The 25696-nt window shown below is 46.4% G+C and carries 24 protein-coding genes; 10 read left to right on the top strand and 14 right to left on the bottom strand.

The genetic code is table 11. The features are described from left to right. Positions 1–209: 209 nt before the first annotated feature. The 6 genes from BUB35_RS05455 to BUB35_RS05480 are packed head-to-tail and all read right to left on the bottom strand — an operon-like array spanning position 210 to position 6535. Complete coding sequence (locus BUB35_RS05455) at positions 210–2603, bottom strand: Lon protease family protein (protein ID WP_072849881.1); 2394 nt, start codon at positions 2601–2603, stop codon at positions 210–212. 58 nt (positions 2604–2661) lie between these two features. Beyond that, the gene (gene rimI, locus BUB35_RS05460; protein WP_072849883.1) at positions 2662–3126 is read right to left on the bottom strand and encodes a ribosomal protein S18-alanine N-acetyltransferase; all 465 of its coding nucleotides are present in this window, start codon (positions 3124–3126) and stop codon (positions 2662–2664) included. Continuing rightward, the gene (gene tsaB, locus BUB35_RS05465; protein ID WP_072849885.1) at positions 3119–3835 is read right to left on the bottom strand and encodes a tRNA (adenosine(37)-N6)-threonylcarbamoyltransferase complex dimerization subunit type 1 TsaB; all 717 of its coding nucleotides are present in this window, start codon (positions 3833–3835) and stop codon (positions 3119–3121) included. Before tsaB ends, rimI begins: the two co-directional genes overlap by 8 nt. Further along, positions 3832–4272, bottom strand: coding sequence for a tRNA (adenosine(37)-N6)-threonylcarbamoyltransferase complex ATPase subunit type 1 TsaE (gene tsaE / locus BUB35_RS05470; protein ID WP_072849887.1), 441 nt, complete (start codon positions 4270–4272; stop codon positions 3832–3834). Before tsaE ends, tsaB begins: the two co-directional genes overlap by 4 nt. Positions 4273–4292: 20 nt before the next feature. Then, complete coding sequence (locus BUB35_RS05475; RefSeq protein ID WP_072849889.1) at positions 4293–6248, bottom strand: TolB-like translocation protein; 1956 nt, start codon at positions 6246–6248, stop codon at positions 4293–4295. A 20-nt stretch (positions 6249–6268) separates the two neighbouring features. Then, positions 6269–6535 (bottom strand): hypothetical protein, encoded by a 267-nt coding sequence (locus BUB35_RS05480; protein ID WP_072849891.1) that lies wholly within the window; start codon positions 6533–6535, stop codon positions 6269–6271. A 216-nt stretch (positions 6536–6751) separates the two neighbouring features. Between BUB35_RS05480 and BUB35_RS05485 the strand changes: the two genes are divergently transcribed. From BUB35_RS05485 to BUB35_RS05495, 3 genes are all read left to right on the top strand, one after another. Continuing rightward, on the top strand, positions 6752–7873 hold the full coding sequence (locus tag BUB35_RS05485; RefSeq protein WP_072849893.1) for a M23 family metallopeptidase: 1122 nt from the start codon (positions 6752–6754) through the stop codon (positions 7871–7873). Between the two features lie 269 nt (positions 7874–8142). After that, complete coding sequence (locus BUB35_RS05490; protein ID WP_022254870.1) at positions 8143–8841, top strand: response regulator transcription factor; 699 nt, start codon at positions 8143–8145, stop codon at positions 8839–8841. Continuing rightward, positions 8838–10766, top strand: coding sequence for a sensor histidine kinase (locus BUB35_RS05495; RefSeq protein ID WP_072849895.1), 1929 nt, complete (start codon positions 8838–8840; stop codon positions 10764–10766). The genes BUB35_RS05490 and BUB35_RS05495 overlap by 4 nt, the downstream gene beginning before the upstream one ends. A gap of 211 nt (positions 10767–10977) precedes the next feature. Here BUB35_RS05495 and BUB35_RS19780 read toward each other — a convergent pair whose 3' ends face one another. Next, complete coding sequence (locus BUB35_RS19780; RefSeq protein WP_276326384.1) at positions 10978–11106, bottom strand: hypothetical protein; 129 nt, start codon at positions 11104–11106, stop codon at positions 10978–10980. A 392-nt stretch (positions 11107–11498) separates the two neighbouring features. On the opposite strand from BUB35_RS19780, the gene BUB35_RS05505 reads away from it, so the two are divergent. Further along, a complete protein-coding gene (locus BUB35_RS05505) occupies positions 11499–12698 on the top strand; it encodes a pyridoxal phosphate-dependent aminotransferase (protein ID WP_072849899.1) in 1200 nt (399 codons plus the stop codon). Positions 12699–12863: 165 nt separating this feature from the next. On the opposite strand, the gene trmL is transcribed toward BUB35_RS05505, so the two are convergent. Further along, positions 12864–13373 (bottom strand): tRNA (uridine(34)/cytosine(34)/5-carboxymethylaminomethyluridine(34)-2'-O)-methyltransferase TrmL, encoded by a 510-nt coding sequence (gene trmL, locus BUB35_RS05510; protein ID WP_072849901.1) that lies wholly within the window; start codon positions 13371–13373, stop codon positions 12864–12866. A gap of 145 nt (positions 13374–13518) precedes the next feature. Here trmL and BUB35_RS05515 point away from each other — a divergent pair, with 145 nt between their 5' ends. Further along, positions 13519–13944, top strand: a complete 426-nt coding sequence (locus BUB35_RS05515; protein ID WP_072849903.1) for a Fur family transcriptional regulator — start codon at positions 13519–13521, stop codon at positions 13942–13944. Between the two features lie 67 nt (positions 13945–14011). Here BUB35_RS05515 and BUB35_RS05520 read toward each other — a convergent pair whose 3' ends face one another. After that, the gene (locus BUB35_RS05520; RefSeq protein ID WP_072849905.1) at positions 14012–14971 is read right to left on the bottom strand and encodes a sigma-70 family RNA polymerase sigma factor; all 960 of its coding nucleotides are present in this window, start codon (positions 14969–14971) and stop codon (positions 14012–14014) included. 182 nt (positions 14972–15153) lie between these two features. On the opposite strand from BUB35_RS05520, the gene BUB35_RS05525 reads away from it, so the two are divergent. From BUB35_RS05525 to BUB35_RS05535, 3 genes are read left to right on the top strand one after another with little or no spacing between them, the layout of a single operon-like run. Beyond that, positions 15154–15474 carry a PadR family transcriptional regulator gene (locus BUB35_RS05525; RefSeq protein WP_072849907.1) on the top strand — a complete coding sequence of 107 codons (321 nt, stop codon included), beginning with the start codon at positions 15154–15156 and terminating at the stop codon, positions 15472–15474. A gap of 19 nt (positions 15475–15493) precedes the next feature. Then, positions 15494–16699 (top strand): DUF2812 domain-containing protein, encoded by a 1206-nt coding sequence (locus BUB35_RS05530; protein WP_072849909.1) that lies wholly within the window; start codon positions 15494–15496, stop codon positions 16697–16699. A gap of 16 nt (positions 16700–16715) precedes the next feature. Further along, complete coding sequence (locus BUB35_RS05535; protein ID WP_072849911.1) at positions 16716–17852, top strand: DUF2812 domain-containing protein; 1137 nt, start codon at positions 16716–16718, stop codon at positions 17850–17852. A 225-nt stretch (positions 17853–18077) separates the two neighbouring features. On the opposite strand, the gene BUB35_RS05540 is transcribed toward BUB35_RS05535, so the two are convergent. The 5 genes from BUB35_RS05540 to BUB35_RS05560 all read right to left on the bottom strand — a co-directional run bounded on the left by BUB35_RS05540 (position 18078) and on the right by BUB35_RS05560 (position 22693). Then, a complete protein-coding gene (locus BUB35_RS05540) occupies positions 18078–18761 on the bottom strand; it encodes a GntR family transcriptional regulator (RefSeq protein WP_072849913.1) in 684 nt (227 codons plus the stop codon). After that, on the bottom strand, positions 18742–19659 hold the full coding sequence (gene ispE, locus BUB35_RS05545; RefSeq protein ID WP_072849915.1) for a 4-(cytidine 5'-diphospho)-2-C-methyl-D-erythritol kinase: 918 nt from the start codon (positions 19657–19659) through the stop codon (positions 18742–18744). Before ispE ends, BUB35_RS05540 begins: the two co-directional genes overlap by 20 nt. Before the next feature lie 315 nt (positions 19660–19974). Next, the gene (locus BUB35_RS05550; RefSeq protein ID WP_022254882.1) at positions 19975–21201 is read right to left on the bottom strand and encodes an aspartate kinase; all 1227 of its coding nucleotides are present in this window, start codon (positions 21199–21201) and stop codon (positions 19975–19977) included. Continuing rightward, entirely contained in the window at positions 21201–22121 is a 921-nt protein-coding gene (gene thrB, locus BUB35_RS05555) for a homoserine kinase (protein WP_072849917.1), read from the bottom strand. Before thrB ends, BUB35_RS05550 begins: the two co-directional genes overlap by 1 nt. Positions 22122–22249: 128 nt before the next feature. Continuing rightward, on the bottom strand, positions 22250–22693 hold the full coding sequence (locus BUB35_RS05560) for an ACT domain-containing protein (RefSeq protein WP_054329697.1): 444 nt from the start codon (positions 22691–22693) through the stop codon (positions 22250–22252). Positions 22694–22979: 286 nt separating this feature from the next. Between BUB35_RS05560 and BUB35_RS05565 the strand changes: the two genes are divergently transcribed. Together BUB35_RS05565 and BUB35_RS05570 are read left to right on the top strand one after the other, a co-directional pair. Further along, the gene (locus BUB35_RS05565; RefSeq protein ID WP_072849920.1) at positions 22980–24536 is read left to right on the top strand and encodes a hypothetical protein; all 1557 of its coding nucleotides are present in this window, start codon (positions 22980–22982) and stop codon (positions 24534–24536) included. 36 nt (positions 24537–24572) lie between these two features. Next, positions 24573–25679: a pyridoxal phosphate-dependent aminotransferase gene (locus BUB35_RS05570; RefSeq protein ID WP_072849922.1), complete on the top strand. Its 1107-nt coding sequence runs from the start codon at positions 24573–24575 to the stop codon at positions 25677–25679. Positions 25680–25696 lie beyond the last annotated feature (17 nt).

A 25696-nucleotide genomic window follows, 5' to 3' on the forward strand; every position in this document is an offset into this window, starting at 1 on the left:
TTCCGCTCCTTTGTTCTTCCTTCTTTTTATCACACAAAACAGTATATCAAATTTTGTCGGAATGAAAAGGAAAAAGTTCCATTTGCAATGGAATTTTAATAAATTCCCATGAAACTGCCATGAAAACCTCATTTTTTGTCATTTTTGCCCATGAAAAAAAGAAGCGGAAAATCCGGCTGCCCGAACTTTCCAGCTTCTTTTGAAATTTCTTATTCCCCTTCGGCGTATTTCCAGAAGGCTTTTAGTTTGTTCATGACTTTTCCATGGACACTGTCGGGAGGATATTCCCCATTTTCGTCTTTTTCTCCGGCAGGTGTGCTCATGAGGAGGGCAATGCCTTCGTCAATGGTGGAGATGGGATAAATATGGAATACCCCTTCTTTCACGGCTTCCACCACTTCATCCTTCAGCACCAAATCCCGGATATTGGAAACAGGAATGATAACCCCCTGTTTGCCCGTCAGACCACGCTTTTTGCACAGGTCAAAGAACCCTTCGATTTTGTATGTGACACCGCCGATGGCCTGGATTTCCCCTTTCTGGTTGACGGAACCTGTCACCGCCAAGTCCTGACGGATGGGCAGTTCTGCCAGAGAAGACAGGATACAGTACAGCTCTGTACTGGAAGCGCTGTCCCCGTCGATGCCGTTATAATTCTGCTCGAAGCAGACACGGCAGGACAGAGAAAGGGGGAATTTCTGGGCATAAGTCTGTCCCAGATAGCCGGTGATGATCTGTACCCCTTTGTCATGGGTCTGACCACTCATGCGGGCCTCTTTTTCGATGTTGACAATACCAGATTTGCCCACATAAGTGGTGGCTGTGATGCGGCTGGGATTGCCGAAAGCATAAGAGCCCATATCCAGCACTGCCAGACCGTTGATCTGCCCCACTTCTGCGCCGTCCACGTCAATCATGATGACGTTTTCTTCCAGCATTTCATCCAGTTTTTCTTCGTAGAGCCGCAGGCGGTCTTCTTTTTCCACAATGGTTTTCTGCACATGCTTTGCCGTCACCATTTCCGCACCGTCCAGCTTTGCCCATACTGCCGCTTCCCCCAGAATTTCCGCCAGATGGTTGAAACGGGTGGACAGCTTGTTCTGCCGTTCCGCAGAACGGGAGGAATATTCCACCACAGCGCAGACAGCACTCACATCAAAGTCCATGGTTTTTTCCCGCATGGTAAAGCCCTTGATGAACTGGGCAATCTTCAGCATATTTTCCTGAGAACGAGGCATTTCATAGTCGAAATCCGCTCTGATTTTAAAGAACTTGTCGAACTCCTCATCATAAGTGCTCAGCAGTTCGTAATAATAACTGCTGCCGATCATGATGATTTTGATATTGGCAGGGATGGGTTCCGGTTTCAGTGTCGGCGCAACCACTGTGCCCAGCTGTTCCCGAATGGCATCCATATTGATTTCCTTTGTCTTGATCACACGGCGCAAAGCTTCCCACGCCTGCGGAGCGGAGAGGATATCCTGTGCCTGCACAATGAGATAACCGCCATTTGCCTTATGGAACAAACCGCTTTTGATTTTCATAAAGTCTGTGGTCAGGTTCCCAAATTCGCTGTCGTATTCCACTTCCCCCACCAGATTATAGTAAGTGGGATTGAATGTGGTCACCACAGGCGCGCCTTTTGTTTCGCTGTTATCTACGATAAGATTTACTTTATATTTCAGTGTCACATCTTCCGGCTGTTTTTTGGAAAGCATAGGCAGAAGGGATGCCAGACCTTCTTCCCCGTCGTCCTCATCCTCAAAGAACTGGCTGATATTTTCCAATACATCTTCTTTCACAGCGTTGATATACGCCACTGCTTTTTCGTTCTGTTCATATTTTTCCTGAACAGCGCTCACATGATGACCAATGGCAAACATGCCAACTTTATAATCCAGCTGGTCTACACACCGTTTGGATTCCTTATCCAATTCCCGAATGTCCCGCATAATGGCAGAAGCTTTTTCCTGTACAATCTGGGAATTTTTCTCAATGACATCCTTCACGTCTTCCGCAAGGTCGTCATATTCTTCCTCACCCACAGGTTTCCCATCCACCACAGGCATAAAGTAAATGCCGGAATTGGTAGTCTTTACCTGAAAATCATTTTCCGCCGCTTCTTTGCTCATCTGATCCATGAGGGCATCCCGTTTTTCGTCAAAACCACGAAGCAATTCTGTTTTCTGCTTTTCGTAGTCCTCTGTGCGGAATACTTTCTGAAGCTCTGTCTGGAACAGCTGCACCAGTTCATTCATATCATCCCGGAACTTTCTGCCTTCCCCTGCGGGAAAAGACAGCGCCAGAGGGCTTCTGGGGTTCTGGAAGTTATAAACATAGCACCAGTCCAGAGGCACTTCCTCCGTTGCCGCCAAACGTTCTGTGCTGGCTTTGGCATAGGTGGTTTTCCCTGTGCCGGAGGGTCCTGACATATAGATGTTATAGCCTTTGATTTTCACATGCAGCCCAAAATCAAAGGCTTTGACAGCTCTGTCCTGTCCAATGATACCTTCCAGTGGTTCCAGTTCCGCAGTGGAACGGAAAGAGAAATCATCGGCAGAGCAGCCGTTTTTTAGCTCTGTATAAGAAAGTTCGCGTTGCATATCCTTTCGCCTCCTTGCAAAAAATGCCGAAGAAAAGGGTTCTTCGGCATCTCAAAAATCAATCTTCCTGCCCTTCATAAAAAGGCGTATATTTCCACATAATGACTGCGTCCTCGTGGGTATCGGGGTAATAATTTTTCCGCAGACCTTCGGCACGGTAACCATGCTTATGGTACAGATGCTGGGCAGGGGCGTTGCTGATACGCACCTCCAAGGTAATGCCAATCATTTCTTTTTCCATGGCAACCTGTTCCAGCTGTGCCATAAGGGCGTCACCAATGCCCTGTTTGCGGTAATCCTCCAGTACTGCCACATTGGTGATATGACCCTCGGTGATGACATGCCACATACCTGCGTAGCCCACGATTTTCCCGTCTGCCACTGCCACATAATAAATGGCAAGGTTGTTTTCTGTCATTTCCCGTTCAAAGTCTTTCCGTGTCCAAGGGATAGAGAAGGTCGCTTCTTCCACAGCCAATACGCCGTCAATATGCTCCACTGTCATGGGGATAATTTCAAACATGTTCCGCTGCCTCCTTTTCCAGACGTTCTTCCCTTTCCCTTTCTGCCTGGGACTTCCGCAGATAAATCAGTTCCAGTTCGTTGCCGGAAATGGCTTTGCCTTCTTCTGCCATGACTTTGCCGTAAGATGCCACTGCTGCCGCACGCTGCAAAGCACAGTGAGCAGGAGCAAAGTGGAAGTCCGGATTTTTCGCCAGTTTTTCTCTATGCACGGGAACGCCGTCCCCTAAGAAAATCACATCCCGTTCAAAGGTTTCGGCAATGTCGATGATGATATCAATGCTTTCTGCCATATATTCTGTCAGAGGCACCAGTTTTTCCCCTTCCCATTCATAGAAGCAGGCATACACCTGCTGCCGTCTGGCGTCCATAATGGGGCAGACGATGGCACCTGTCATAAACATATGATATGCCAGAGCATCCAAAGTGGGAACGGCCAGAAGGGGCTTATTCAGTCCCAGACAAAGACCTTTTGCCGTTGCAGCGCCGATGCGCAGCCCTGTGAAAGAGCCGGGGCCCACAGCGCAGGCAATATAATCCACATCTTTCGGGTCTGTATTTGTTTTTTCGCAGATTTCTGCCACCATAGGCAGAATGGTCTGGCTATGTGTCAGTTTATCATTCTGGGTAAATTCCCCAATGAGTTTTTCATCTTCAATAAGGGCAGCACTTGCAGTCTGTCCTGATGTATCGATTGCCAGTATTTTCATGGTTCCACCTCCTGCCGCAGAGTGATTCTGCGATAGTCCTCGCCTTTTGCAAAATCCTTTTCCACTGTCAGCCAGATGGCTTCCTTTGGGATCAGGTCGGGGAACAGCTCTGCCCATTCCACCAGGCAGACACCGTCGCCGAAAAAGTATTCTTCGTAGCCAATGTCGTCCATTTCCTCCTCACAGGAAAGACGGTACACATCAAAATGGTAAAAAGGCAGGCGTCCGTCATGGTATTCATTGACAATGGTAAAGGTAGGGCTGGTGACATGATCTGTCACTCCAAGCCCTGCCGCAAAGCCTTTAGTAAACACGGTTTTTCCGGTGCCCAGATCCCCTGTCAGGCAAAAGATCTGTCCCCTTTGGGCGTTTTTACCCATTTCTTTTCCCAGAGCCGCCGTTTCCGCCGGGCTGTGGGTTTCCCAGATTTTTTCCATAATAGCCCCCCAGTTTCTCTTTAGTACATGAAGATGGCTGTAATGCCTGTGTCGATTTCTTTGGATTCATTGCCATCGTAGTAGTACAGATCGCCTCTATTGGCTGTATAGTCGTAGTTTTTCAGATAAGCCAGCTTACCGTTGTATTTGTACTGCATGCTGTAAACGCCAGTGTCGATGAGTGTATCTTCGCCATTTGCCATTACATGCAGGTCGCCATTGCCATTTTCCTGGTCGATGTTGTTGATATAGTATACCGCATCGCCATCCGCAGCAAAGTGTACGCCGCCAACGCTTTCCACTTCTGTAGGGTCGCCGCCGTTCCAGATACCCATGGTACCCAGACCGTTTTCATAATCCTTGAAGTAACCCACATCATGAGTGGTGCCAAGGAAGTCTGCCACTTCCACATTTTCCATGGTGAAAGAAGGTTCTGCGCCCAGTTTGCCAACATTCAGTGTTGTTGCACCTGTCATAGTATCTGTTTCATAATAGCCTACCATGGTGCCGTCGTCAGAAAGGAACACATTGGCAGGAGAAATGTTTTTACCTTCCAGCTGCCAGCTGCCGCCGGTAGCATTCACTACCAGAATCTTCGGTTCTGTATACATCAGGCTCATATAATAGCCCTGTTCTGCGTCTTCCAGACTTCCCAGCTGGGAAATAGGCATTTTTTCCATATCGCCTGCTGCGTAGCATACAGCATAAGGTCTGTCATTTTCCAAAGATACGGCAGAGATGGTATCAGAAGCCACTTCTGTCAGTTTGCCGTTGCTGTAGATATATACTTTCTGGAGTACAGGTTCAATGCCTTCGCCGCCTTCCATCGCTGTACGGATGGCATCACGCTGGAGTTTTTCCTGATAAGCGTCGCCGTCTGCTTCTGTCAGCAGCGCGTCACTTTCTTCCAGATCGTCTTCAATGATAGATTCATATGTTACCAGACCTTCGCTGGGACCCATGAGCAGTACATCTTTGCCGTTGGGCATTACTTCCAGATAAGTCACTTCATCCATGATTTTCACAGGTTCTGTGCCGTAAGCATACACGAATGCGGCATAGCCTTCGCCTTCTGCCCCTGCGAAATAGATTTCATCTGTATCGCTGGTCATCATGGCTGTTGCTGCGTTTTCATGGAGGCATACAGCTTCTTCCCCTTCGGCTGTACCTTTTGCGTAAAGGGCTGTGCCGTTGTCACCGCTCTTACGGTACATCACAAAGCTGCCGTCATTGCTGATGGCATAAGAGCCGCTTTCTGCCAGAATATTGGATTCCACCAGTGTGGATGTGCCATTTACGAACTGATACAGATCAGCTGCGCCGTCTGCTGTTGTTTTTACAAAAATAGCAGCTGCGCCGTCTTTTGTGGGCATATAGTCCGCTACGGCTTCGCTCACCAGAGTACCCTCGCTGTCTGCGCCAACGCCTTTGTAATACAGGTCAAATGTGCCGTCTTCCCGTACATTGGTGCTGTAATACAGACCGCTGCCGTCTTCATTGAATGTGGTACCCCATGCGGAATAGTACTGGTTGTACTGACCGCCGGCAGAAATGCCTTCTGCTGCCACATAAGCGTCGTTTTCCAAGTCATAAATATACAGGTTGTTGTCCTTTGCATAGGCAATGCCTTTGTCTGCGTGGACTTCACCAACAGGACCCACCATTTTCCAGCACAATGCCAGAACGCCGATGAACACCAGCAGTCCGACAACGATGCCAACGATGTTGGTGCCGGATTTTGCAGGAGCCGCTGTCTGCACAGGTGCTTCCTCTGCCGCAGGTTCCGCAGCCGGTTCTTCTGCTGGTTCTGTTGTTTCTTCTGTTATCGTTTCTTCTGTCGCTGTTTCTTCCTTTACATCTTCTGTTGTCTGTGTCACTTCTTCTGCGCTCTGCACTTCTTCCGCTGCCTTTGTTTCCGCGGGCATCTGCTGTGCCTGATCCTCCGTCAGGGAAAGATCCTTCTTTTCTTCGTCCATATTTCAGGAACCTCCTTCAATTAAAAATATCTGTTTTTGACAGCCAACACTGTCCGCCCCAGCCGTTTCGTTCTTCGCATTGCCGGACTATTGACAGACCGACACAAAAAAACAGGCACGTCCGCAACCAGCCGCTTTTTCTGCCGTTGTTTTCCCTGCCGTTTCTGTTTCCGTTTTCTGCCAAAAAACAGTCTTTTTCCAACAGAAAATCCTCTGCGCAGCATTTTCCAGAAAAAAAGACCGTCTTTGCCATATTTTTCTATCATTTTGAAATTCAGATTCATCATGATTCCCCTTCCCGAAACCGGTACTTTATTATACCACAGTTATTCCAACGTTACAAGAAAAGGGGATTTTTCAAAGGAAATTCTCATCTTCTATGGAAAAAACAGTAAATTATTAAAAATTTATTAACAATCGTAAAAAATACGTAACTTTTAGTTTACAAATTTTGGATTATTTAGTATACTAATTCAGGATAAAAAAGACAGAAAGGTGATCTCATGGCAGAAAACGAAAACTTCTCCAAAGATAACAATACAGAAACAATTCAGACAGAAAATACACAGGCAGAAGCAAAGGCGGACAAGCATCTGATTACGCTGCATCTGTCCCACAAAAACGGTTCCAAAACCCTGCACCTGAAAAAAGGTCATCTCATTGCCGCATCTGTAGCAGCATTGCTGGTATTGGGCGGCGGCGCTTATGCGGGTGTTTCCTATTTGCAGACCCAGAACCGTCTGACAAACTCTCAGCAGCAGCTGGCAGAAATGGAAAAGGAAAACCGTAAACTGACCCAGCGCACAGAAATACTGGAAAACGAAAACGAAGAATACACCCAGCACATCAACGAAATCCAGATGAAAACAGAAGAGCTGGAAAACAAGATGACGGAACTGGAAAATACAAAACAGAGCCTTGCAGAAGAAATCAATAACATGAGCGGCAGCACCACTTCCACTACAACTACCGAAAGCACAGAAGACGCTTCCGCCGCAAGCAACGACACTGCTTCCGCAGAAGCAGACCTTTCCACTGCATGCCTTTCCATTCTGGAAAACGGCAGTACATCTCAGTCTGGTGAAAAAACATTCACCACCATCGTCACCACTTCTTACAACAAAGCAACATCCCTTTCCGCCCAGCTGGATAAAATGAATGTGATGCTGGATCTGACAGGGGCTTCCTTTGTGGATGTGGCAACAAACGTAACAGAAACACTGGCACAGTACAGCAACGTACCCATGGGCTATCCACTGGAAGAATATGTGATTTCCACAGAATTTAATCCAGACGGCAATGCTGCTATCAGCGACGGTCGTGTTCACAAAGGCGTTGACCTTTCCACCAGAAGCCAGATTGTACCCATCAGCGCAACAGCAGCAGGTACTGTTGTAGAAGCTACTTACCATGATGACTACGGTTATTATGTAAAGATCGACCACGGCAACGGTTTCACCACACTGTATGCCCATAACTCCGAAAATCTGGTAGAAGTTGGCGACACTGTGAAAAAAGGCGATGTCATCGCTATGACTGGTTCCACCGGCATGTCCACTGGTGTTCACTGCCACTACGAAATTCAGCTCAACGGCATTTACCAGAACCCGAAAGACTACGAATAATCGTTATGTTTAAAAAAGAAATTTTGCTGGAATCCTGAAAAAGGATTCCAGCTTTTTTATTTTATCAGGATTTTACTCCATTCCAGGATTGTTCCATTTTTTTGTAAAAAATCCCGGTGCAAAATCCTACCTTTTCACTTTGTCATGTGGTAGAATAGGCATACAAAGAGGAACTCCTCTAATCTTAAAGCAATCTTAAAGATTTTTTCCCTGTTTTCTTAAAGGGAATCTTGCTACAATAAAAGCAGAAATTTGGAGGTGTATGAACCATGTATAATATCTTGATTTGTGACGACGAAAAGGACATTGTATCTGCTTTGTCCATTTACCTTTCTACGGAAAATTATAAAATCTTCACAGCTTTTACAGGAAAAGAAGCATTGGACGTGGTTGCCCATAACGACATCCATCTGGTGCTCATGGACGTGATGATGCCCCAGATGGACGGCATTTCCGCCACAGCAAAACTGCGGGAACAGTACAACATCCCCATCATTCTGCTGACAGCGAAAAGTGAGGACAGCGACAAAATCCTGGGACTGAACATCGGCGCTGACGACTACATCACAAAGCCCTTCAATCCCATTGAGGTTTTGGCAAGGGTCAAATCCCATCTGCGCCGCTACACTTCTTTGGGCGGCATGGCAAAAAAAGCTTCCCATCTGGTCATCGGCGGCATCGACTTGGATGATGATTCCAAGACCGTTACCGTGGACGGAGAACCTGTTTCCCTGACACCCAGTGAATACAACATCCTGAAACTGCTCATGGAAAACCCCGGACGGGTATTTTCCTCCAATCAGATTTATGAACAGATCTGGAACGAGGACGCTTATGGCTCCGGCAGTGTAGTAGCCGTGCATATCCGTCACCTTCGCGAGAAAATCGAAATCAATCCCTCCGAACCCCGTTACCTGAAAGTGGTTTGGGGCTTGGGCTATAAAATGGAGAAGGAGGCGAAGGAATGACAAAAGTGACCCACAATCTGGGAATCAAAGTGACATGCATCTTTCTGGTGATGATCACAGGCATAACCGCCTTTTTCAGCATTGTCGGGATATTGTTCGCCGGAGAAAGCGGCATTTTCAGCGACCAGAAAAAATCCTATTACGACACACCTTGGTGCGAAAACACCACCTACAGTTATTCCGATAACGTGGTGCGCTGGTATATAGATGGCGCGGAACCAGAAGAAATTGCCAGCATCTTTTCCAACGGCAAAACCAACTTTGCCTTTGAGCTGTATGACTACAATGGCAATCTGGTTATAAAGAGCGAATTACCGGAAAAAATCGGTCTGACCACATCTTATTCTTTCTATTACAATGATGCGCGGGATATCAGCGGCGAATATACTTATTTTGATAATGCCGTTGCTTATACCGTTGTTGGCTATGTAGCAGACCCTCTTTCCGCACCGGATAACTACTGGCTCAGCTATCGGCTCTATAATCTGACCATGTCATTGGGTTACTGGCTGTTCCTCATTGCCCTCGTGAGTCTGTTTATACTGGCGGCATCCTTCATTTATCTGCTTTGTGCCGCAGGTCATCGAGGGGAAAGCGAAGAAATCATCCTAAACGTACAGGATCGCATCCCGCTGGATATTTACCTGCTGCTGTGGTTTGGCATCATGTCCCTGACCATGGGCATCCTTTCCGGCGGCGCTTATTACGGCGATTTAGATGTTTCCCGTATGATGGCTGTCTTTTTCGGATTTTTCATACTGGAAGCCTTGTTGCTGGCTTTGATTATGACCATGTCCACCCGTCTGAAAAAAGGCGGCTGGTGGCGAAATGCCCTTTCATATTATGTAGTGAAATTCCTCTGGCAGGTATGCAAAGCCATTCTCAGCACCATCGGTGATGCCATTCACGCTTTGCCCAGCACATGGAAGGTTGCAGTCGGCTGGCTGGTGGTATCCTCCATCTATCTTACCAGCACCTATGCGGCAGGCGTTGTGATGATACTGAATTTTGTCCTGCTCATTGTATTCTGTTCCATTGCAGCACAGTGGCAGAAACTGAGCCGGGCCAGCAAACAGCTTTCCGCCGGCAATCTGGAATATAAGGTAGATACTAAGCGTATGTTCCGTTCCTTCCGCCAGCACGGGGAAGATTTGAACAATATTTCCGAAGGCATTGCCATTGCCCTGAATCAGAAAATGAAGAGTGAACGTCTGCGGACAGAGCTCATCACCAACGTATCCCACGATATCAAAACACCACTGACATCCATCATCAACTATGTGGATTTGCTGAAAAAAGAAGAACTGACCGGACAGGCTTCCGTTTATATCGAAGTGCTGGACCGCCAGTCCCGCCGTCTGAAAAAACTGACGGAAGACCTGGTGGAAGCCTCCAAAGCATCCACTGGCAACATCCATTGTTCTCTGGCATGCACAGACATTGTGGAACTGGTACAGCAGGCTGTGGGGGAATATGAAGAAAAACTGGCGGCATCCCAGCTGGAAGCTGTTATCAACGCACCGGAAAACGAAATCGTTTACGGTCTGGTGGACGGCAACCTCATGTGGCGTGTGCTGAGCAATCTGCTGAGTAACGCCTGCAAATATTCCCAGCCCAATACCCGCGTTTATATACAGATAAAACAAAATGCGGATCTGGTATTTATCACAGTGAAGAACATCTCCCGGGATCAGCTGAACATCGACCCTGACGAACTGATGGAACGTTTTGTCCGTGGGGACAGCTCCCGTTCCACAGAAGGCAGCGGTCTGGGGCTGAACATTGCCCGTTCTCTGGTGGAACTGCAAAAAGGCAAGTTCTTCCTTTCCATTGACGGCGATCTGTTCAAAGCGCAGATACGTTTTGCTCGGGCATCACTGCCGGAAGCACAACCCAATCCGGAAGAAACAACAGCAGAAAATTAACATTGCAAAAAAGATAACAATTTTATGTACTGACAGCAGAACAGACAAGAGCGGCTTTTTCTTCTCTTGTCTGTTCTGTTTTTCTTTGTCCTCTGTCCCATTTTTTTCAGAATTTCCCCTTTTTTTCTTTCTTTGAAACACCGCCTTTGAACTTTGATGTTTTCCCGTTTTTTTGCACGCAAAATATTGATTGTTCGTTTTTTCATACTTTTTATTTGACAAAAAATATACGATCTTTTTTGCTTTTTATAGGCTCTCCATTTGGAGAAAAGGCGGAAAAAGTCCAGTTTCTTCGCATTCCAACTGGTTTTTTCTCCCCATTTTGTGGTTTTGCATCCAAAAATGTCCTTCCTGCCATATTGCCGTATTCAGAAAAAATCAACCGCAAAACAGCTTTTCTTTTCTCTACAATATTTCCATATTTAATGAACTGCTTTTCATTACTTATGGTGTAAACTTAATAAAAACAGTCGTTCATATCGTTTTCTTGCCAAAAGTATACGAAATAATACACAAACTTCCCCTACTTTGTAGAAATTTTCACAGTGCCACTTGCTTTTCCTGCCAAAAGTGATATACTATTATTGCAAGCAGAAGCGAAACCAAGACCTTTCTATCGTGAAAATGGACAGATGCTGTACTTTTTTTCATTCGTTGAAAGGAATTCGCTTTCTTACAGGCAAAGAAATGATTTATTGTAAAAAATATCAATAAAAAGGAGAAGTGAAAGACATGAGAATTTCCGACAGAGTGCAGGCAATGCAGAACTCCCCTATTAGAAAATTCAACCCTATGGCTGAAGCAGCTGAAGCAGCTGGCGTTAAAATCTATCACCTGAACATTGGTCAGCCCGATATCGAAACACCTTCCGTATTCTGGGAAGCAATCAAAGGCTTTGACCAGAAAGTACTGGCTTATGCTGGTTCCTGGGGTCTGCCTGAACTGCAGGACGCTATCGTTGATTACTTCAAGAGATTCGATATGAATCTGGAAAGAAACGACGTTCTGATCACAGCTGGCGGTTCCGAAGCACTGACACTGGCTTTCCTGTCCATCATCAACCCCGGCGACGAAGTTATCGTAGCTGAACCTTACTACACAAACTACCTGACATTCATTCAGGCTGCTGACGGTGTTGTAAAACCCGTTACTACATACGCTGAAGAAGGTTACAAATACGCTATCAAAGAAAGGCTGGAAGCAGTTGTAACAGACAAAACAAAAATGATCTCCATCGTTAACCCTGGTAACCCTACAGGCTGCATCCTGTCCAGAGAAGACATGAGAGTTATCGCTGACTTCGCAAAAGAACATGATCTGTGGATCCTGGCTGACGAAGTTTACAGAGAATTCGCTTACGACGGCAGAGAAATGACATCCTTCGGTCAGATCCCTGACATCGAAGACAGAGTTATCATCATCGACTCCGTTTCTAAGAGATTCTCCGCTTGCGGCGCTCGTATCGGCTGCATGGTATGCAAAAACAAAGAATTCATGGCAGAAGTATTCAAGATTGCTATGGGTCGTCTGTGCGTACCTACACTGGACATGGTTGGCGCTACAGCAATGTACAAACTGCCTGCTGACTTCTTCAACGATGTAAAAGCTGAATATGAACACAGAAGAGACGTATCTTACGAAGCTCTGAAAAAGATCCCCGGCGTTGTTTGCGAAAAACCCGGCGGCGCTTTCTACATCACATGCAAACTGCCTGTTGAAAACACAGAAGATCTGCTGCTGTTCCTGCTGAACGAATTCAGAGACAACAACGAAACAGTTATGTATGCTCCTGCTGAAGGCTTCTACGCTACACCCGGTCTGGGCAAAAACGAACTGCGTATCGCTTACATCCTGAACGCAGACGATATGGCTAGAGGTATCGAACTGCTGGGCAAAGGTATCGAAGCTTACAAAGCAGCTGGCAACAAATAATCTAACTGCAAAATCAGCCATTTGAATATGGCATTGCCTACACAAAAAACAAACAGAGAGAAACGCAAGTTTCTCTCTGTTTTTCTTTTGCCCAAAATACGAAAAAAGAAAGCTGAAATTCTTTCTACTACAAGGATTTCAGCTTTCTTTGGTTTCTTCTGAAATTTATTCTTTTGGCTTTGCTTCTGCCCATGTATGGCGGTGCAGTTCCCCTTCCTGGAGCATGCCGGGAAATCCCTGCTGACGCAGTGCTTCATAAATGATAATGGCTACAGAATTGGACAGATTCAAACTTCTTGCCGCTTCCAGCATGGGAATGCGGATAGCCGTATCCGGGTATTGCAGCAGGATTTCCTCAGGGATGCCTGCGCTTTCCTTCCCAAACATCAGATAGTCATTTTCCCCAAAAGTCACATCGGAATAAACATGTTTCGCCTTTGTGGTTGCCATCCAGATTTTTGCATTGGGGTTTTTGTCCAGAAAATCCTGAAAATTCTCATAATACCGAATGTCCAGCAGTTTCCAGTAATCCAGCCCTGCACGTTTCAAATATTTATCCTCTACAGAAAATCCCAAAGGCTTAATCAGATGCAGCACCGTATTGGTCACAGCGCATGTTCTGGCAATGTTGCCCGCATTCTGGGGGATTTCCGGTTCTAATAACACAATATGCACGTTTTACCCTCTTTTCCGTGGAAATTTTCTCTTATTTTAGCATAAAAAGAAATTTTGTTCAATATTTCCACTTTCTGGTACTTGACGGATTCCTTTTTATCCTTTATTATTATATAAGAATAATTATTAGTTAGGAGGGTTGCCTATGAAAGAAACAGCACAAGTGCTGCGTGAAAAAGGGCTCAAGGTAACACCCCAGAGAATCGCTGTCTATAATATGCTGCTGCATTCGACAGAACATCCCAATGCGGAAACCATTTACCGCACATTGGAAGCCACCAATCCTACCATGAGCTTGGCTACCGTATATAAAACTCTGGACTTTTTCAAGCACCTTGGACTGGTACAGGAATTGAACGTGGGGGAAGGAAGCGCCCGCTATGACGCGCAGGTGCACTGCCATCCTCATACCGTCTGCACCGTTTGTGGCTGCGTTTCAGACTTATATAATGATGAATTGACAGACCTCCACAAAAAACTTTCCAAACCACTGGATTTCGAAGTGGCCTGTGAACAGTTGATTCTTTACGGAAAATGTGCTGCCTGCAAAAAGGCAGAAGAAGAAGCATAAACTTTTTCATACAGCATCCAAACATGACAGGAAGGTACAAAACAAAAGTTTTGTACCTTCCTGTTTTTTATTTTTGCTGTGCATCCTGCAAATATAATACGGATTCTTGCAGATGGTCTTGATAATATGTATAGAAGTTCTGTATCCGTCCCAACGTCTGCGCATTTTGGGCAACATCGGGATTCTGCCGGAAAAATGCCTGCAAATAACTTTCCCCATCTCCATAGACATAGTCGCTTACATCATAAGCCGCATATTTTTCATCTGCAAATACTTTTCTCTCTTCCAAATCCTCAAAAGATACGGTCTGCCCATGGATGAAAGCACAAGCATCATCCTTTTGGGTTTCTTCCCTATCGTAAACCATGACATAAAACAACGGCAATTCTCTGGTGCCATCGGCATAATCTTGCAAAGGCACCTGCACAGACAGCACCATGGCATATTCTCCTTGCGCGCCAATGAGTCTGCCAAAACTATCGTAAGTGCTCCAATTCAGCCCCATCAGTTCATACTGTTTCTCAGGAGAAATCCTTTCATCCCAAATAACTCCTTCCGGAGGGTCCTGCACCGTCAAACACATTTCCTTCTGAATACGGTTCCCCGGCAACACTGGCGATACTGCCGACACAACTTGTCCTTTTTGGAATTCCGGCAGATTTTCATAAGCCTGCTGGTAGGCTTCCTCTAACACTGTCCGCTGGTATTTTTCTTGCGCCAGCACTGTTTCCTCCAAAGGAATGGTCTGTATCTTTGTTTTTTGGCGATAGCGGTCAATGGCTTTGTTTCTGGCAATGACAGACAGCCATGCCTTTAGACTGCCCCTGCTTTCATCATATTTCTGGGGATGTTCCCATAAATCAATGAATACATCTGCCACACATTCCTCCATATCCTCAGTGGTCCCCACCTGACTGAGCACCGCTCCCACAATAGACCACAACAGCCGACTATAACGGCAGATGATCTTCTGCATTGCCTGTTCATCTCCAGCCTTGATGGCATCTATGATATTCTTCTCCTGCAATCCACACCCTCCTTTCTGAAACTGCCTTCTCTTATAGTACGAAAAAAAACAGAAAATCACTTCCCAAAATCAATATTTTCTCCCCATGTTCTCCATTGACGTCCAAATGTCCTTCATGTTATAATATCGATAGACGATATCGACACACGATATTCAAATGTTTTACAAAGGAAGTGATGGCTTTGGCAAAAAAATCACTGGAAATTTTAACAGAAACCATGTTTTATGTCTTGATGGCATTTTTGAAAACAGATATGTGCGGCACTGATGTTGCCGCTTTCATCGACCAGAAAACAAAAGGGCGTATCCAGATGGGGCCTGGTACTCTCTACACCATACTGGCGAAATTCCAATCCGAAGGTCTTTTGGAGGAAACGGAAATCCAAGGACGAAAACGCACCTACCGCATCACGGATCGGGGACGGCGCATCTACGCCGAGGAAGTGGAACGGCTTCGCCGCTGTCTGCTGGATGCGGAGGAGGAGGCACACACAGCGTTATAAACAAAAGGAGGGGCTTTCTATGAAACATCGTTTATATTTACCAACTTTCCTGCCTGTTTCTTTTCCTGATGCCATGGAAACCTTTCTGGAGGACATGGCAAAAAAAGGCTGGTTCCTGAAAAAAGTAGGCTATTTTCTGTCTTTCTGTCAATTTGAAAAAGGCACTCCTGCCCCTGTCCGCTATCGTCTGGAACCCATCCCCGATACAGTACGGACACCTTCTCAGGAAATGGTGCAGTTCTATGAAGATTTCGGCTGGAAATATCTCACGCCTTTTTCCCATTTCTTTTTCATATTCGTTGCGGAAAACCCCGATACACCGGAAATCCACTGTGACCCGCTGGTACAGGCAAAAGGCTACAAACGGATGTGCCGGAATTTCAGCGTATTTGGATTGGCTGCCCTTGTGTTGCTGGTAATCTTTCTGGGAATTCCCCTGTATCATCCATCCTTCTTGCTGGAGCGTCCCCGTTTTTCTGCTTTTGCTCTGGTAACACTGTTGGCATTTGCTGTTTTGATTCTCTGGTCTGTCCTGCGGCTTTGGAAGATTTACAGAAATCTTTCTCAGGGGAACCCTCTCAGTCACCACAAAGGATACCTGAACATCCTTTCTTTGCAGACCATTGTGCTAGCACTGTTTGTGCTGTTCCTGTTGCCTTTCAGTGACAAACTGGTGGAATGGGACGAAAACGACCAAATCACCCAATCCCTGACGACCGTGGAAGAGCCCCTGCCCTATGTACCTTTGGCGGAAATGGGCATTTCTCCCGACTGGGTGCAGACCCCTTACGACCCCATTACCATGGGCAATGAAAACAGCGACTCCAATTATATACGCAGCCGCACAAACTTCCTCGCACCTATCACATTCCACATCAGTCAGACGGCTTATCACACAGACCCTAACCTGCCAGCCGTTGCCACATCCATGACTTCTTATTACGGGGAAATGTCAAATTCGTTTCTGGCAAAAATCGTGGGCATGGATCTGGCAAATCTCTATGCAAGTACCCCCGGCATATCAGGCTACAAAATGGAAAAGAAACCCCTTTCTCTGTCTGGTTTTTCGCAAGCCTATTATGGCGATCTCCTTGGCAATGCGCAGATTCTTCTGCTGCGGCAGGAAAACCGGGTGCTGATAGTCCATTACGCTGGTGATGCTTCCCTGAAAGACCATGTGGAAGATTTTGCAAAACTCTTTACACAATCATACACGCCTTTATAAGAAAGGAGGGCATAACATGGCCTATATTCGCCGTTTGATTCCTTGTGCCCCATATGAAATAAAAATTTTTGAAGCTTGGCTGGAAGAACTGGCAGAAAAAGAAGGACTGTTTCTGGTTTCCTGCCGCCGTGCCATTGCCAAATTTGAAAAAGGCACACCAAAACCCATGCGCTATCGAGTAGACGCAGACCCAGACCGCTGCTGGGACCCCAGTCAGGAACGGCAGCAGCTTTACGAAGAATTTGGCTGGAAATACATCGACAATCGTTCGGAACATCTGGTGGTCTATGGCACCGATGATTTTTCTCTGCCGGAGCTCCACACAGATGCGGAACTGCAATTGGAGACCCTTGGGAAGCTTCAGAAAAAATGTCTGCGGAGGGCGCTCCTTGTGTTCTGCCTTTTCCCCCTATGGCTGCTTTTACATATTTCCGCCGGCAACTGGCTTTACTGGCTGCACCATTCCGCTTTGATCTCAGCTTTTGTCCTGCTTCTGTTTTTTTATTTTCTTGATACAACCAAGGAAATTCGACAGCTGCAAAAACTGAAAAAGCAGATCTTTGAGGAAACAGACGTGACCGAAACAGAGGATTTCCACAAAGCAAAAAGAAAACTGCTCCTTCGGACATGTTGCCGCATCACCGCAGAAGTTTTGCTCTTTCTGCTCCTTCTGTCTCCTTTTTGGATACAAAACTGGAACGAACGCATTCCCTTGTCTGCGCAGAACAGCACAGAGCTTCCTACGCTCTCTCCTGCCGCTTTTGGAAGCCATAAAACTCTATCGGATAGCAGCTATTTTTCCTACTACACCTCATTTCTGGCTCCTGTACAGTATGAAATTTTTCAAATCAGTGACGATTTTTATTTGGATACCCAGTATTTCCAATGTCAATCAGAATTTCTGTCCGAAAGCATCGGCAAAACTTATCTGATGACAGAAGCCGACAACAACCTGAACAAAACGGAAACACAAACTCTCGCCGATGGTACCAAACTGGAGTACCGAGCAAAAGACTTTCAAAACTATCTTGTCATCCAAAAGGGTTCTCGTATCTTGCTTCTCAAATCTTATACCGAAATCGATCTTTGGGAAAATCGCGAAAAGTTTCTTCCTCTTTTGGACAAAACCTACTCTTTGCCGGAAGAAACCTGATTTTTTGCAGAAAAAAAGACCAGACATTAGGGGCATCTTCATAAGAAAACAAATAAAGCCAAAATCCTTATGATTACAAAGGATTTTGGCTTTATGATTTTGTTCAGATTGTATTTGTTATGTTTTCTTATGAAGACAGCCGTCACAATTCCCCTTAAGAAATCAAGGAAAAAAATCAATGTTTTCTTAAGAGGAAGTTGCTTTTATCTGGTCTTTCGTATTTTCTTACTTTGTTTCTTTGTTGCGAACAGCACGCAGAATGAATTCTGTGTGGTATTTTACATGACCCTGTGCCATAGTTGTACCTTCTTCCACGTCGTGGTTTTCGATGGCACGGATGATGCCTTTGTGATGTGCCACGATAGCAGGGATAGAAGAATCCAGTTTCAGGTGTGCCATACGATAACGGTACAGCTGAATCTGCAGGTTATTGAAAATCTGAATCAGTTTGTCATTGTCTGTGGATGCAAAAATCACATTGTGGAACTGTTCGTCGATTTCAGCGATTTCTTCCAGTGCTTTTTCGGAAATTGCTTTTTCAAAGCGTTCTTCCAGGCTTTTCAGTTCTGCCAGACCTTCTGCGCCCATTTTCTTACAAGCCAGACCAGTTGCCAGACCTTCCAGAACACCTCTGACTTCCAGGATGTTGATGATGTCTTTTTCGCTCATATCCAGAACCTGCGCGCCTTTTCTGGGCACCAGTTCTACCAGGTTTTCCAGTTCCAGCATACGCAGTGCTTCTCTGACGGGTGTACGGCTTACGCCCAGTTTTTCTGCCAGCTGGTTTTCCATCAGTCTTTCACCGGGAACCAGTTTGCCTGTCAAAATCGCGTCTCTCAGTGTATTGAATACAACATCCCGCAGGGGAAGATATTCGTTAGAATTGATATTAAATCTTGTGTCTGCCATCAGTCGTTCTCCTTTCCTTCTTGCCATGGGGCACATGGTAAATCTGTGTCACAAATACATCTCTCATGGCGAACTGCTTCCGCAGGATTTTCGCCGCTTCCTTTGCCCTTTCCTGTTTGGTAAACAAACCGAAAACGGTAGGACCGCTGCCGCTCATGAGGGCGCCTTCCGCTCCGTTTTCCAACATACTTTCCTTGATATCAGCGATTTTTGGATACATGGGAATGGTGACTGTTTCCAGCACATTTCCCAGCAGCCGTCCCATGGCAGGCACATCGCCTTCTGCCATAGCCGCCAACATACCTTTGGTATCAGGGTGGTGTTCTACCTGGTCCCATTTCAGGCTCTGGTAGACCTTCGCTGTGGATACGCTTACAGGCAGTTTTGCCAGTACCACATAGCAGAATGGACAGGGGGGCTCAATATTGGTCAGCACTTCACCCACGCCTTCTGCTAGCACCGTTCCCCGGCGCACACAGTAAGGGATATCTGTTCCCATGGTCAAAGCCAGCTCTTCCAGCTTTTTCGCGGGCAATTTCAGCGAAAACAGCTTATTCATGCCCACCAGCACTGCCGCGCAGTCTGCGCTGCCGCCAGCCAGCCCTGCTGCCACAGGAATGCGTTTGTCAATCTGAATTAAAACGCCTTCCTTAATGTCATAGGTGCTGCGCATGAGTTCTGCCGCACGCCAAGCCAGATTGCGGTTATCCGCAGGCAGCCAGCTGACGTTAGATTCCAGACGGATTTCATTCTCTGGAATTTTCCGCAGAACGATTTCGTCATAGAGCCCTACGGTCTGCATAATCATCTGTAGCTCATGATAGCCGTTGTCCCGCTTGCCTGTTACATCCAGTGTTAAGTTGATTTTTGCCCGTGCTTTTAATCTGATTTCTTCCACGTCGTTCCCTCGTTTTTTCTATACTGTATACAAGTCTTGTACCTATTGTACATGAACTTAGACAAAGAAACAAGCGGCATGTTATACAAAAAACAAAAAAATCTTCTGGCAGATACTACCCAAAAAACGCCAAAACATTGCTTTTTCCATCAAAAAACGCAAATCCGACACCTGCCTTTGCAAAACACTTTTCGCCATTTGTCGTCCATTATGTACGACAAGACCATGGCACAAAAAAACAGCTGGAATCCTTAGATTCCAGCTGTTTTCATCAGGAATGTTTTACATTCCGTTTTCTTTTAGTTTTATCAAAAATCAGTCTTTTCTCATATTTACAGATGCGATTTTGAATTTATCGTGTACGGCGATCATCGCTTCGTCAATATCCTTTCTAGGGATCAGCAGAGTGATCTTGATTTCGGATGTAGAAATCATTTCGATGTTTACGCCTGCATCATACATTGCTTCAAAGAACATCGCTGCAACACCGGGGTTGGTTGCCATACCTGCGCCAACGATGGACAGTTTTGCAACGTTTTCGTCGTGAGCGATTTCCTGTGCTGTCAGTCTTTCTTTGTTTTCTTCCAGAGCCTTCAGGGCAATGTCCAGATCTTCCTGACCGATGGTGAAGGAAATATCCTGTCTGCCGTCATGTCCGTTGGACTGCAGAATGATATCTACACTTACCTTTTCTCTTGCCATCAGATCGAATATTTCAAAAGCCTTACCGGGCTCGTCTTTTACACCTAAAACTGAAATACGGGATACATTTTTATCCGCAGCTACACCGCTTACCAGCATTCTTTCCATCTTGCATTCCTCCTTCACTTCTGTACCGGGCGCGTCAGACATACTGGAGCGCACCACCAGTTTTACATTGTACTTCTTCGCCACTTCCACAGAACGGCAGTGAAGCACTTTCGCACCCAAAGACGCCAATTCCAGCATTTCGTCATAGCTGATTTCATCCAGCTTTCTGGCATCTTTTACTACGCGAGGGTCTGCAGTGTAAACACCTTCTACGTCTGTGTAGATTTCACAAAGATCTGCGTTGAGGGCTGCTGCCAGCGCCACTGCGGAAGTATCGGAACCGCCGCGGCCCAGTGTGGTCATATCCCCCAGCATATTTACGCCCTGGAAACCGGTCACCAGTACGATGTTGCCCTGTTCCAGTTCGTTTTCAATGCGTTCGGAATGGATTTTACGAATACGGGCATTGCTGTAAGTATTTGTGGTTTCAATCCCTACCTGTACGGCATTGAGGGAAACGGCTCTGCCGCCCAGCGCATTGATCGCCATTGCCATCAGTGCTACAGACTGCTGTTCCCCAGTTACCAGCAGCATATCCATTTCTCTGCGGCTTGCCTTGGGATTGATTTCTTTTGCTTTGGCAATCAGTCCGTCTGTTGTCTTGCCCTGTGCGGACAGAACGACTACAACGTCATTGCCTTCTTTCTGTGTTGCCAGAATCCGCTTGGCAACATTGAACACTCTTTCTGCATTGGCGACGGAGCTGCCGCCGTATTTCTGCACAATTAACATTATTCTACTTCCTCCTGTGATTCAGTCACTACTACAGCACCTTCCAAATCCGGCTTCAGCAGCGTCAGCTGCCAGTTGTTGGGCAGTGCTGCAAAGTAGGCGGACATTTGATTCCTGAATGTTTCAGCCTTGTCTTTTGTTACCATCGCCATCAAGGTAGAACCTGCGCCGCTCAAATAGCATGCCGTGGCACCGCTTTCCTTGGCTTTTGCAAATATATCCTCCATGTGAGGGATCAGTTCTTTTCTGTACGGCTGGTGGATTTTATCCTCCATGGCCATCTCCAGGTTTTCGAATTTCCCTGTCATCAAAGACGCTACCAATAATGCTGCCCGGGACACGTTAAATACAACATCGCTCCGGGAATAGTCTTTTGGCAGTACGCTTCTTGACCGCTCCGTAGAAACGGGGAAATCCGGCACCATTATAGCAAAAAATAAGTCGTCGGGCAACTCCAAACGTACATGTTTCATATTTTTTTCGCCCAGAGCCCCTACCACCATGCTGCCGAAAAAAGCAGGGTTGGAGTTATCCGGGTGACCTTCCATCTGAGCTGCCATTTCTGCCAGTTCTTCCTTGGTGCAAGGTCTGCCAGCCAGTTCATTTGCTGCCATGAGCCCGCCAACGATACAAGCGGCACTGCTGCCCAGTCCGCGCACCATAGGAATGTCGTCAGACTGGATCAGACGCACCCCAGGCATTTTCAGCCCCTTTGCGTCGTAGAGTTTGCGCATGGTCTGATAAATGAGGTTGCTCTCGTCTGTAGGAATGGCAATGGGCTGTTCCTTGCGGATTTCGATTTCTACGCCCTCAGGGATTTCTTCTACCCACAAATGGTTGTACAACTGCAGCGCCACACCGATGCTGTCAAAGCCAGGTCCCATATTGGCAGATGTGGCAGGTACCCGTATATGAATCATAACAGAAGCCTCCTTTTTTCGTTTTTCCCCTTTTCATCACCGATTTTTGCGGTCAAAAACAAGACCCGCCTCATCCGCAGACGATGCGGGTCGATTTCCTTGCCATTTTATTTCCTTTTCTCTTTCGTTTATTCTCTGCCGATGATTTTGATGGACTGCATGCCCTGCAAGTTTTCCAGCTGGGTCATGAGTCTGCCGAATTCACCCTGCATTTCATTTGTTTCGATGGTGATTGTCACGTTCGCGATGCCATTGATGGGAATGGTCTGGTTGATGGTCAGGATGTTTGCGCCTTCTGTGGCAATGCTGTTGAGCACTGCGGAAAGGAGCCCTGGTGTATCATCCAGATTGGCTGCGATGGTGACAGTTTTTCCTCTCGTGTTTTCGTAGAGTGGATGGACAGCGTCACGGTACTTATAAAAAGCACTGCGGCTGATGCCAACACGGTTCACCGCATCCTGTACTGTTTTTTCCTTCTTGCTTTCCAGCAGGTTTTTTACTTCCATAACCTTCAGAAAGATTTCAGGCAGTACGCTTTTGTCCACGATGAAAAAATTCTTATCTTCTTTCAATGTTTGTTCTCCCCTTTTGTATCTCTGATACATACATTTGTTTCTACTACAAGGAATATAGCACATTCTGTCCACAGTTTCAATAAAATGGGAGGGTTTTTTTTGAAACAATCCACTTTCTGTCTTTTGCACAAAAACTTTTGCCTCTTTTGCCATTCCTTTTGAAGAATTGCCTATGTTTTTTCGACGCCATCCTTCCCAATGCCCCTTTTTTCTGCTAAAATGAAAAGTGGTTGTTTCTGCCCCTCAGGTCGGAAACCCGAAACAGATGAAAAAGGAGTTCTTCATGAATAATCATACAGATCAGCTGCGGCACGAAGACTTGCTTCAGCTTTTTACAACGGAATACGAAAAGTATGCCAGCCGCATGGACCCGGAAGCCATGGACGGTCTTTGGGACATTGCGCCCATGGTTTTTTCCAAATGGTATTATACAGCACTGACGGGAGAAACCATACTGACCCCTGCCAACATCATTCACTGTGACGAGGAAGATCCAAAGGTGGAAAAGGCTTACATCCTTCATGTGGACAAAAAAGCCGCTGGCATGGAAAAATACAGCTTCCATCCCGTTTCCTACACATTGGAAAACCACCCCATACTGCGGGATATGCAAACCATACTGGATGCCTGCCTGCCGGACTGCACCGTTGACGAAAACGGCTTTTTCCTGCCGGAGGACAGAGCGGAACTGCTGCAAAAAATCACACTGCCTGATGGCTTTTATCTGGAATATCTCACACGCCTGTGTCAGCAGATGGGCTTTTTCCAGAAAGTTCCTGCCATCCATATCCATAAAGTGACCAAAAGCCCGAAAGCCGACGCTTTCTTTGGAAAAGAACCCAAAGAAGCGCTGGATACCCTCCTTTGGGAAGGCTGCGCACTGGCGGCAGAACGGCTCCAATACACCATGGACTTAGAACCGGGCATGGTCAGCAGCAGCTTTTTCTATCAGTATCTGGAAAACCACATTGACATCGATCAGGTCTTTGTAGACTTTTATAAACGGGTGGACATTGATCTGGAAAGTATCTGGAAAACGCCGCCTAATGAACTGACGGAAGAAGAACAGTCCATTGTATCCTCTTTCCTTTTTGCAGGCATTATGATGGACAAATGGGTATTCACGCCTCTTGGACACTTTTTCCATGTGGTGCGCCCCATTTCCTTCACAGCCTTCCGTTTTTATCAGAACATCAATAATCTGGCGGCACTGTTCCTCATGCACCATAATCCCGGTGCGGAGCTGTTCACACCACCTTCCTATTGCAGTCTGACAGCCATCGGCATGGAACTGACGGCAAAAGAAAAGCTTTCTGTCAATAAGCAGAAAATGCCCAAAAACATTTCCTTTGAGCGCATCATGGAAGCCATCACACCGGAACTGGAACTGCGGTATTACGAAGAAATGCTGCGTTTTGAACTGGTGACCGATGTGGTTTCTCTCCGCGCCACATTGCAGAAGGACGAAAACCTCTGGAAAGAAGCGGAACTTTCCACAGAAAATCTACTCCATGATTTCTGTTGTGACATCTTCGCCGCTTTTGCCATGGAAGACACACGGGAATACGTTCTGTCCATCCCCGATGACAACGGCTTCCCCATGGAATACGCACCAGCCGCTTCCAAGCGCGCCATCAACAAAACAGATGGTCTGACACTGGGTGATCTGCCTTTACATATCGGCGATGTATGGACACTGACGCCGCCTTCCGGCAAAGCTGGTGCTCTCACCATTGAGGTGCTGGAGAAAAAGGCAAGCAATCCTTACCTTATGTATCCACGCATTTGCAGACAAAGCGAAAAGATCACCGAAATGGAACAGATCGACGAAATTTATTAACATTATTACCATATAAGAAGGGACTTAAGATAAATCATGGAAACAAAACCTCTGATGCATCAGCATGGCGGCGATCTGGACGCCATCGAAAGAAAATACGGCATCTCCAAAGCGGAAATTCTGGATTTCAGCGGCAACATCAACCCTCTGGGCTTTCCCGAATCTGTGAAAACAGCCCTTGCCCAGAATCTGGACATCATTTCCACTTATCCAGACAAACATTACACCGCTCTGCGTGCAGCCATCGGCGCATACACTGGCGCAAATCCCGCGCATATCGTGGTGGGCAATGGCTCCACAGAACTCATTGGTACATTCATCAAGACCGTCAACGCGAAAAAAAGCCTTATCATGGGCCCTGCTTACAGCGAATACGAACGGGAAGTTTCTCTCACCGGCGGCACATTCGATTATTTTCCTCTGAAAGCAGAGGACGACTTTGTCATTGATCTGGATGCCCTGCTGGCAGCATTGACACCGGAAATCGGCATGTTCGTTGCCTGCAATCCCAATAACCCCACAGGCTCCGCTTTGACCGTATCCCAGCTGCGCACCATTCTGACCCACTGCAAAGAAACAGGGGCTTCCGTCATGATTGACGAAACCTATCTGGAATTTGCCGACAATCTGGATGAAATCTGCGCCATTCCTCTGGCTGCGGAGTTTGACAACCTTTTTGTCATCCGTGGTACATCTAAGTTCTTTGCGGCACCCGGTATCCGTCTTGGCTACGGCGTATCTTCCAACGAAGCTTTCCGTAACCGACTCCAGACCAACCAAGACCCTTGGAGCGTAAACTCTCTGGCTGCCTTTGCCGGCGAACGTCTTTTCACAGACAAAGAATTCCATGACACCACAAAGAAACTCATTTCCGACGAGCGTAAAAAAGCGCTGGCAGAATTTTCTACATGGAAAAATATCAAGGCATATCCTTCCTCTGCCAACTTCATTCTGCTGAAGCTGCTGACAGACAAAATCACTGCCGCTGAGCTTTTTGAAAAACTGATCATGAAAAAAATGCTCATCCGCGACGCTTCCAGCTTCGCTTTTCTGGATGAAAGTTTCCTGCGTTTCTGTATCCTACGTCCCGAGGACAACGCTATGCTCATTGCAGAATTGAAAAAACTGGTAGAAGAAGCGTAAAAAACTGACAATATAAA

The organism is Anaerotignum lactatifermentans DSM 14214, from assembly GCF_900142265.1.
Classification (GTDB): domain Bacteria; phylum Bacillota; class Clostridia; order Lachnospirales; family Anaerotignaceae; genus Anaerotignum; species Anaerotignum lactatifermentans.

What these genes read in the sequence shown, in the direction of transcription:
- BUB35_RS05455 (WP_072849881.1), bottom strand. Translation starts at nt 2,603, where the DNA reads ATGCAACGCGAACTTTCTTATACAGAGCTAAAAAACGGCTGCTCTGCC.
- rimI (WP_072849883.1), bottom strand. Translation starts at nt 3,126, where the DNA reads ATGTTTGAAATTATCCCCATGACAGTGGAGCATATTGACGGCGTATTG.
- tsaB (WP_072849885.1), bottom strand. Translation starts at nt 3,835, where the DNA reads ATGAAAATACTGGCAATCGATACATCAGGACAGACTGCAAGTGCTGCC.
- tsaE (WP_072849887.1), bottom strand. Translation starts at nt 4,272, where the DNA reads ATGGAAAAAATCTGGGAAACCCACAGCCCGGCGGAAACGGCGGCTCTG.
- BUB35_RS05475 (WP_072849889.1), bottom strand. Translation starts at nt 6,248, where the DNA reads ATGGACGAAGAAAAGAAGGATCTTTCCCTGACGGAGGATCAGGCACAG.
- BUB35_RS05480 (WP_072849891.1), bottom strand. Translation starts at nt 6,535, where the DNA reads ATGATGAATCTGAATTTCAAAATGATAGAAAAATATGGCAAAGACGGT.
- BUB35_RS05485 (WP_072849893.1), top strand. Translation starts at nt 6,752, where the DNA reads ATGGCAGAAAACGAAAACTTCTCCAAAGATAACAATACAGAAACAATT.
- BUB35_RS05490 (WP_022254870.1), top strand. Translation starts at nt 8,143, where the DNA reads ATGTATAATATCTTGATTTGTGACGACGAAAAGGACATTGTATCTGCT.
- BUB35_RS05495 (WP_072849895.1), top strand. Translation starts at nt 8,838, where the DNA reads ATGACAAAAGTGACCCACAATCTGGGAATCAAAGTGACATGCATCTTT.
- BUB35_RS05505 (WP_072849899.1), top strand. Translation starts at nt 11,499, where the DNA reads ATGAGAATTTCCGACAGAGTGCAGGCAATGCAGAACTCCCCTATTAGA.
- BUB35_RS05515 (WP_072849903.1), top strand. Translation starts at nt 13,519, where the DNA reads ATGAAAGAAACAGCACAAGTGCTGCGTGAAAAAGGGCTCAAGGTAACA.
- BUB35_RS05530 (WP_072849909.1), top strand. Translation starts at nt 15,494, where the DNA reads ATGAAACATCGTTTATATTTACCAACTTTCCTGCCTGTTTCTTTTCCT.
- BUB35_RS05535 (WP_072849911.1), top strand. Translation starts at nt 16,716, where the DNA reads ATGGCCTATATTCGCCGTTTGATTCCTTGTGCCCCATATGAAATAAAA.
- BUB35_RS05540 (WP_072849913.1), bottom strand. Translation starts at nt 18,761, where the DNA reads ATGGCAGACACAAGATTTAATATCAATTCTAACGAATATCTTCCCCTG.
- BUB35_RS05550 (WP_022254882.1), bottom strand. Translation starts at nt 21,201, where the DNA reads ATGTTAATTGTGCAGAAATACGGCGGCAGCTCCGTCGCCAATGCAGAA.
- thrB (WP_072849917.1), bottom strand. Translation starts at nt 22,121, where the DNA reads ATGATTCATATACGGGTACCTGCCACATCTGCCAATATGGGACCTGGC.
- BUB35_RS05565 (WP_072849920.1), top strand. Translation starts at nt 22,980, where the DNA reads ATGAATAATCATACAGATCAGCTGCGGCACGAAGACTTGCTTCAGCTT.
- BUB35_RS05570 (WP_072849922.1), top strand. Translation starts at nt 24,573, where the DNA reads ATGGAAACAAAACCTCTGATGCATCAGCATGGCGGCGATCTGGACGCC.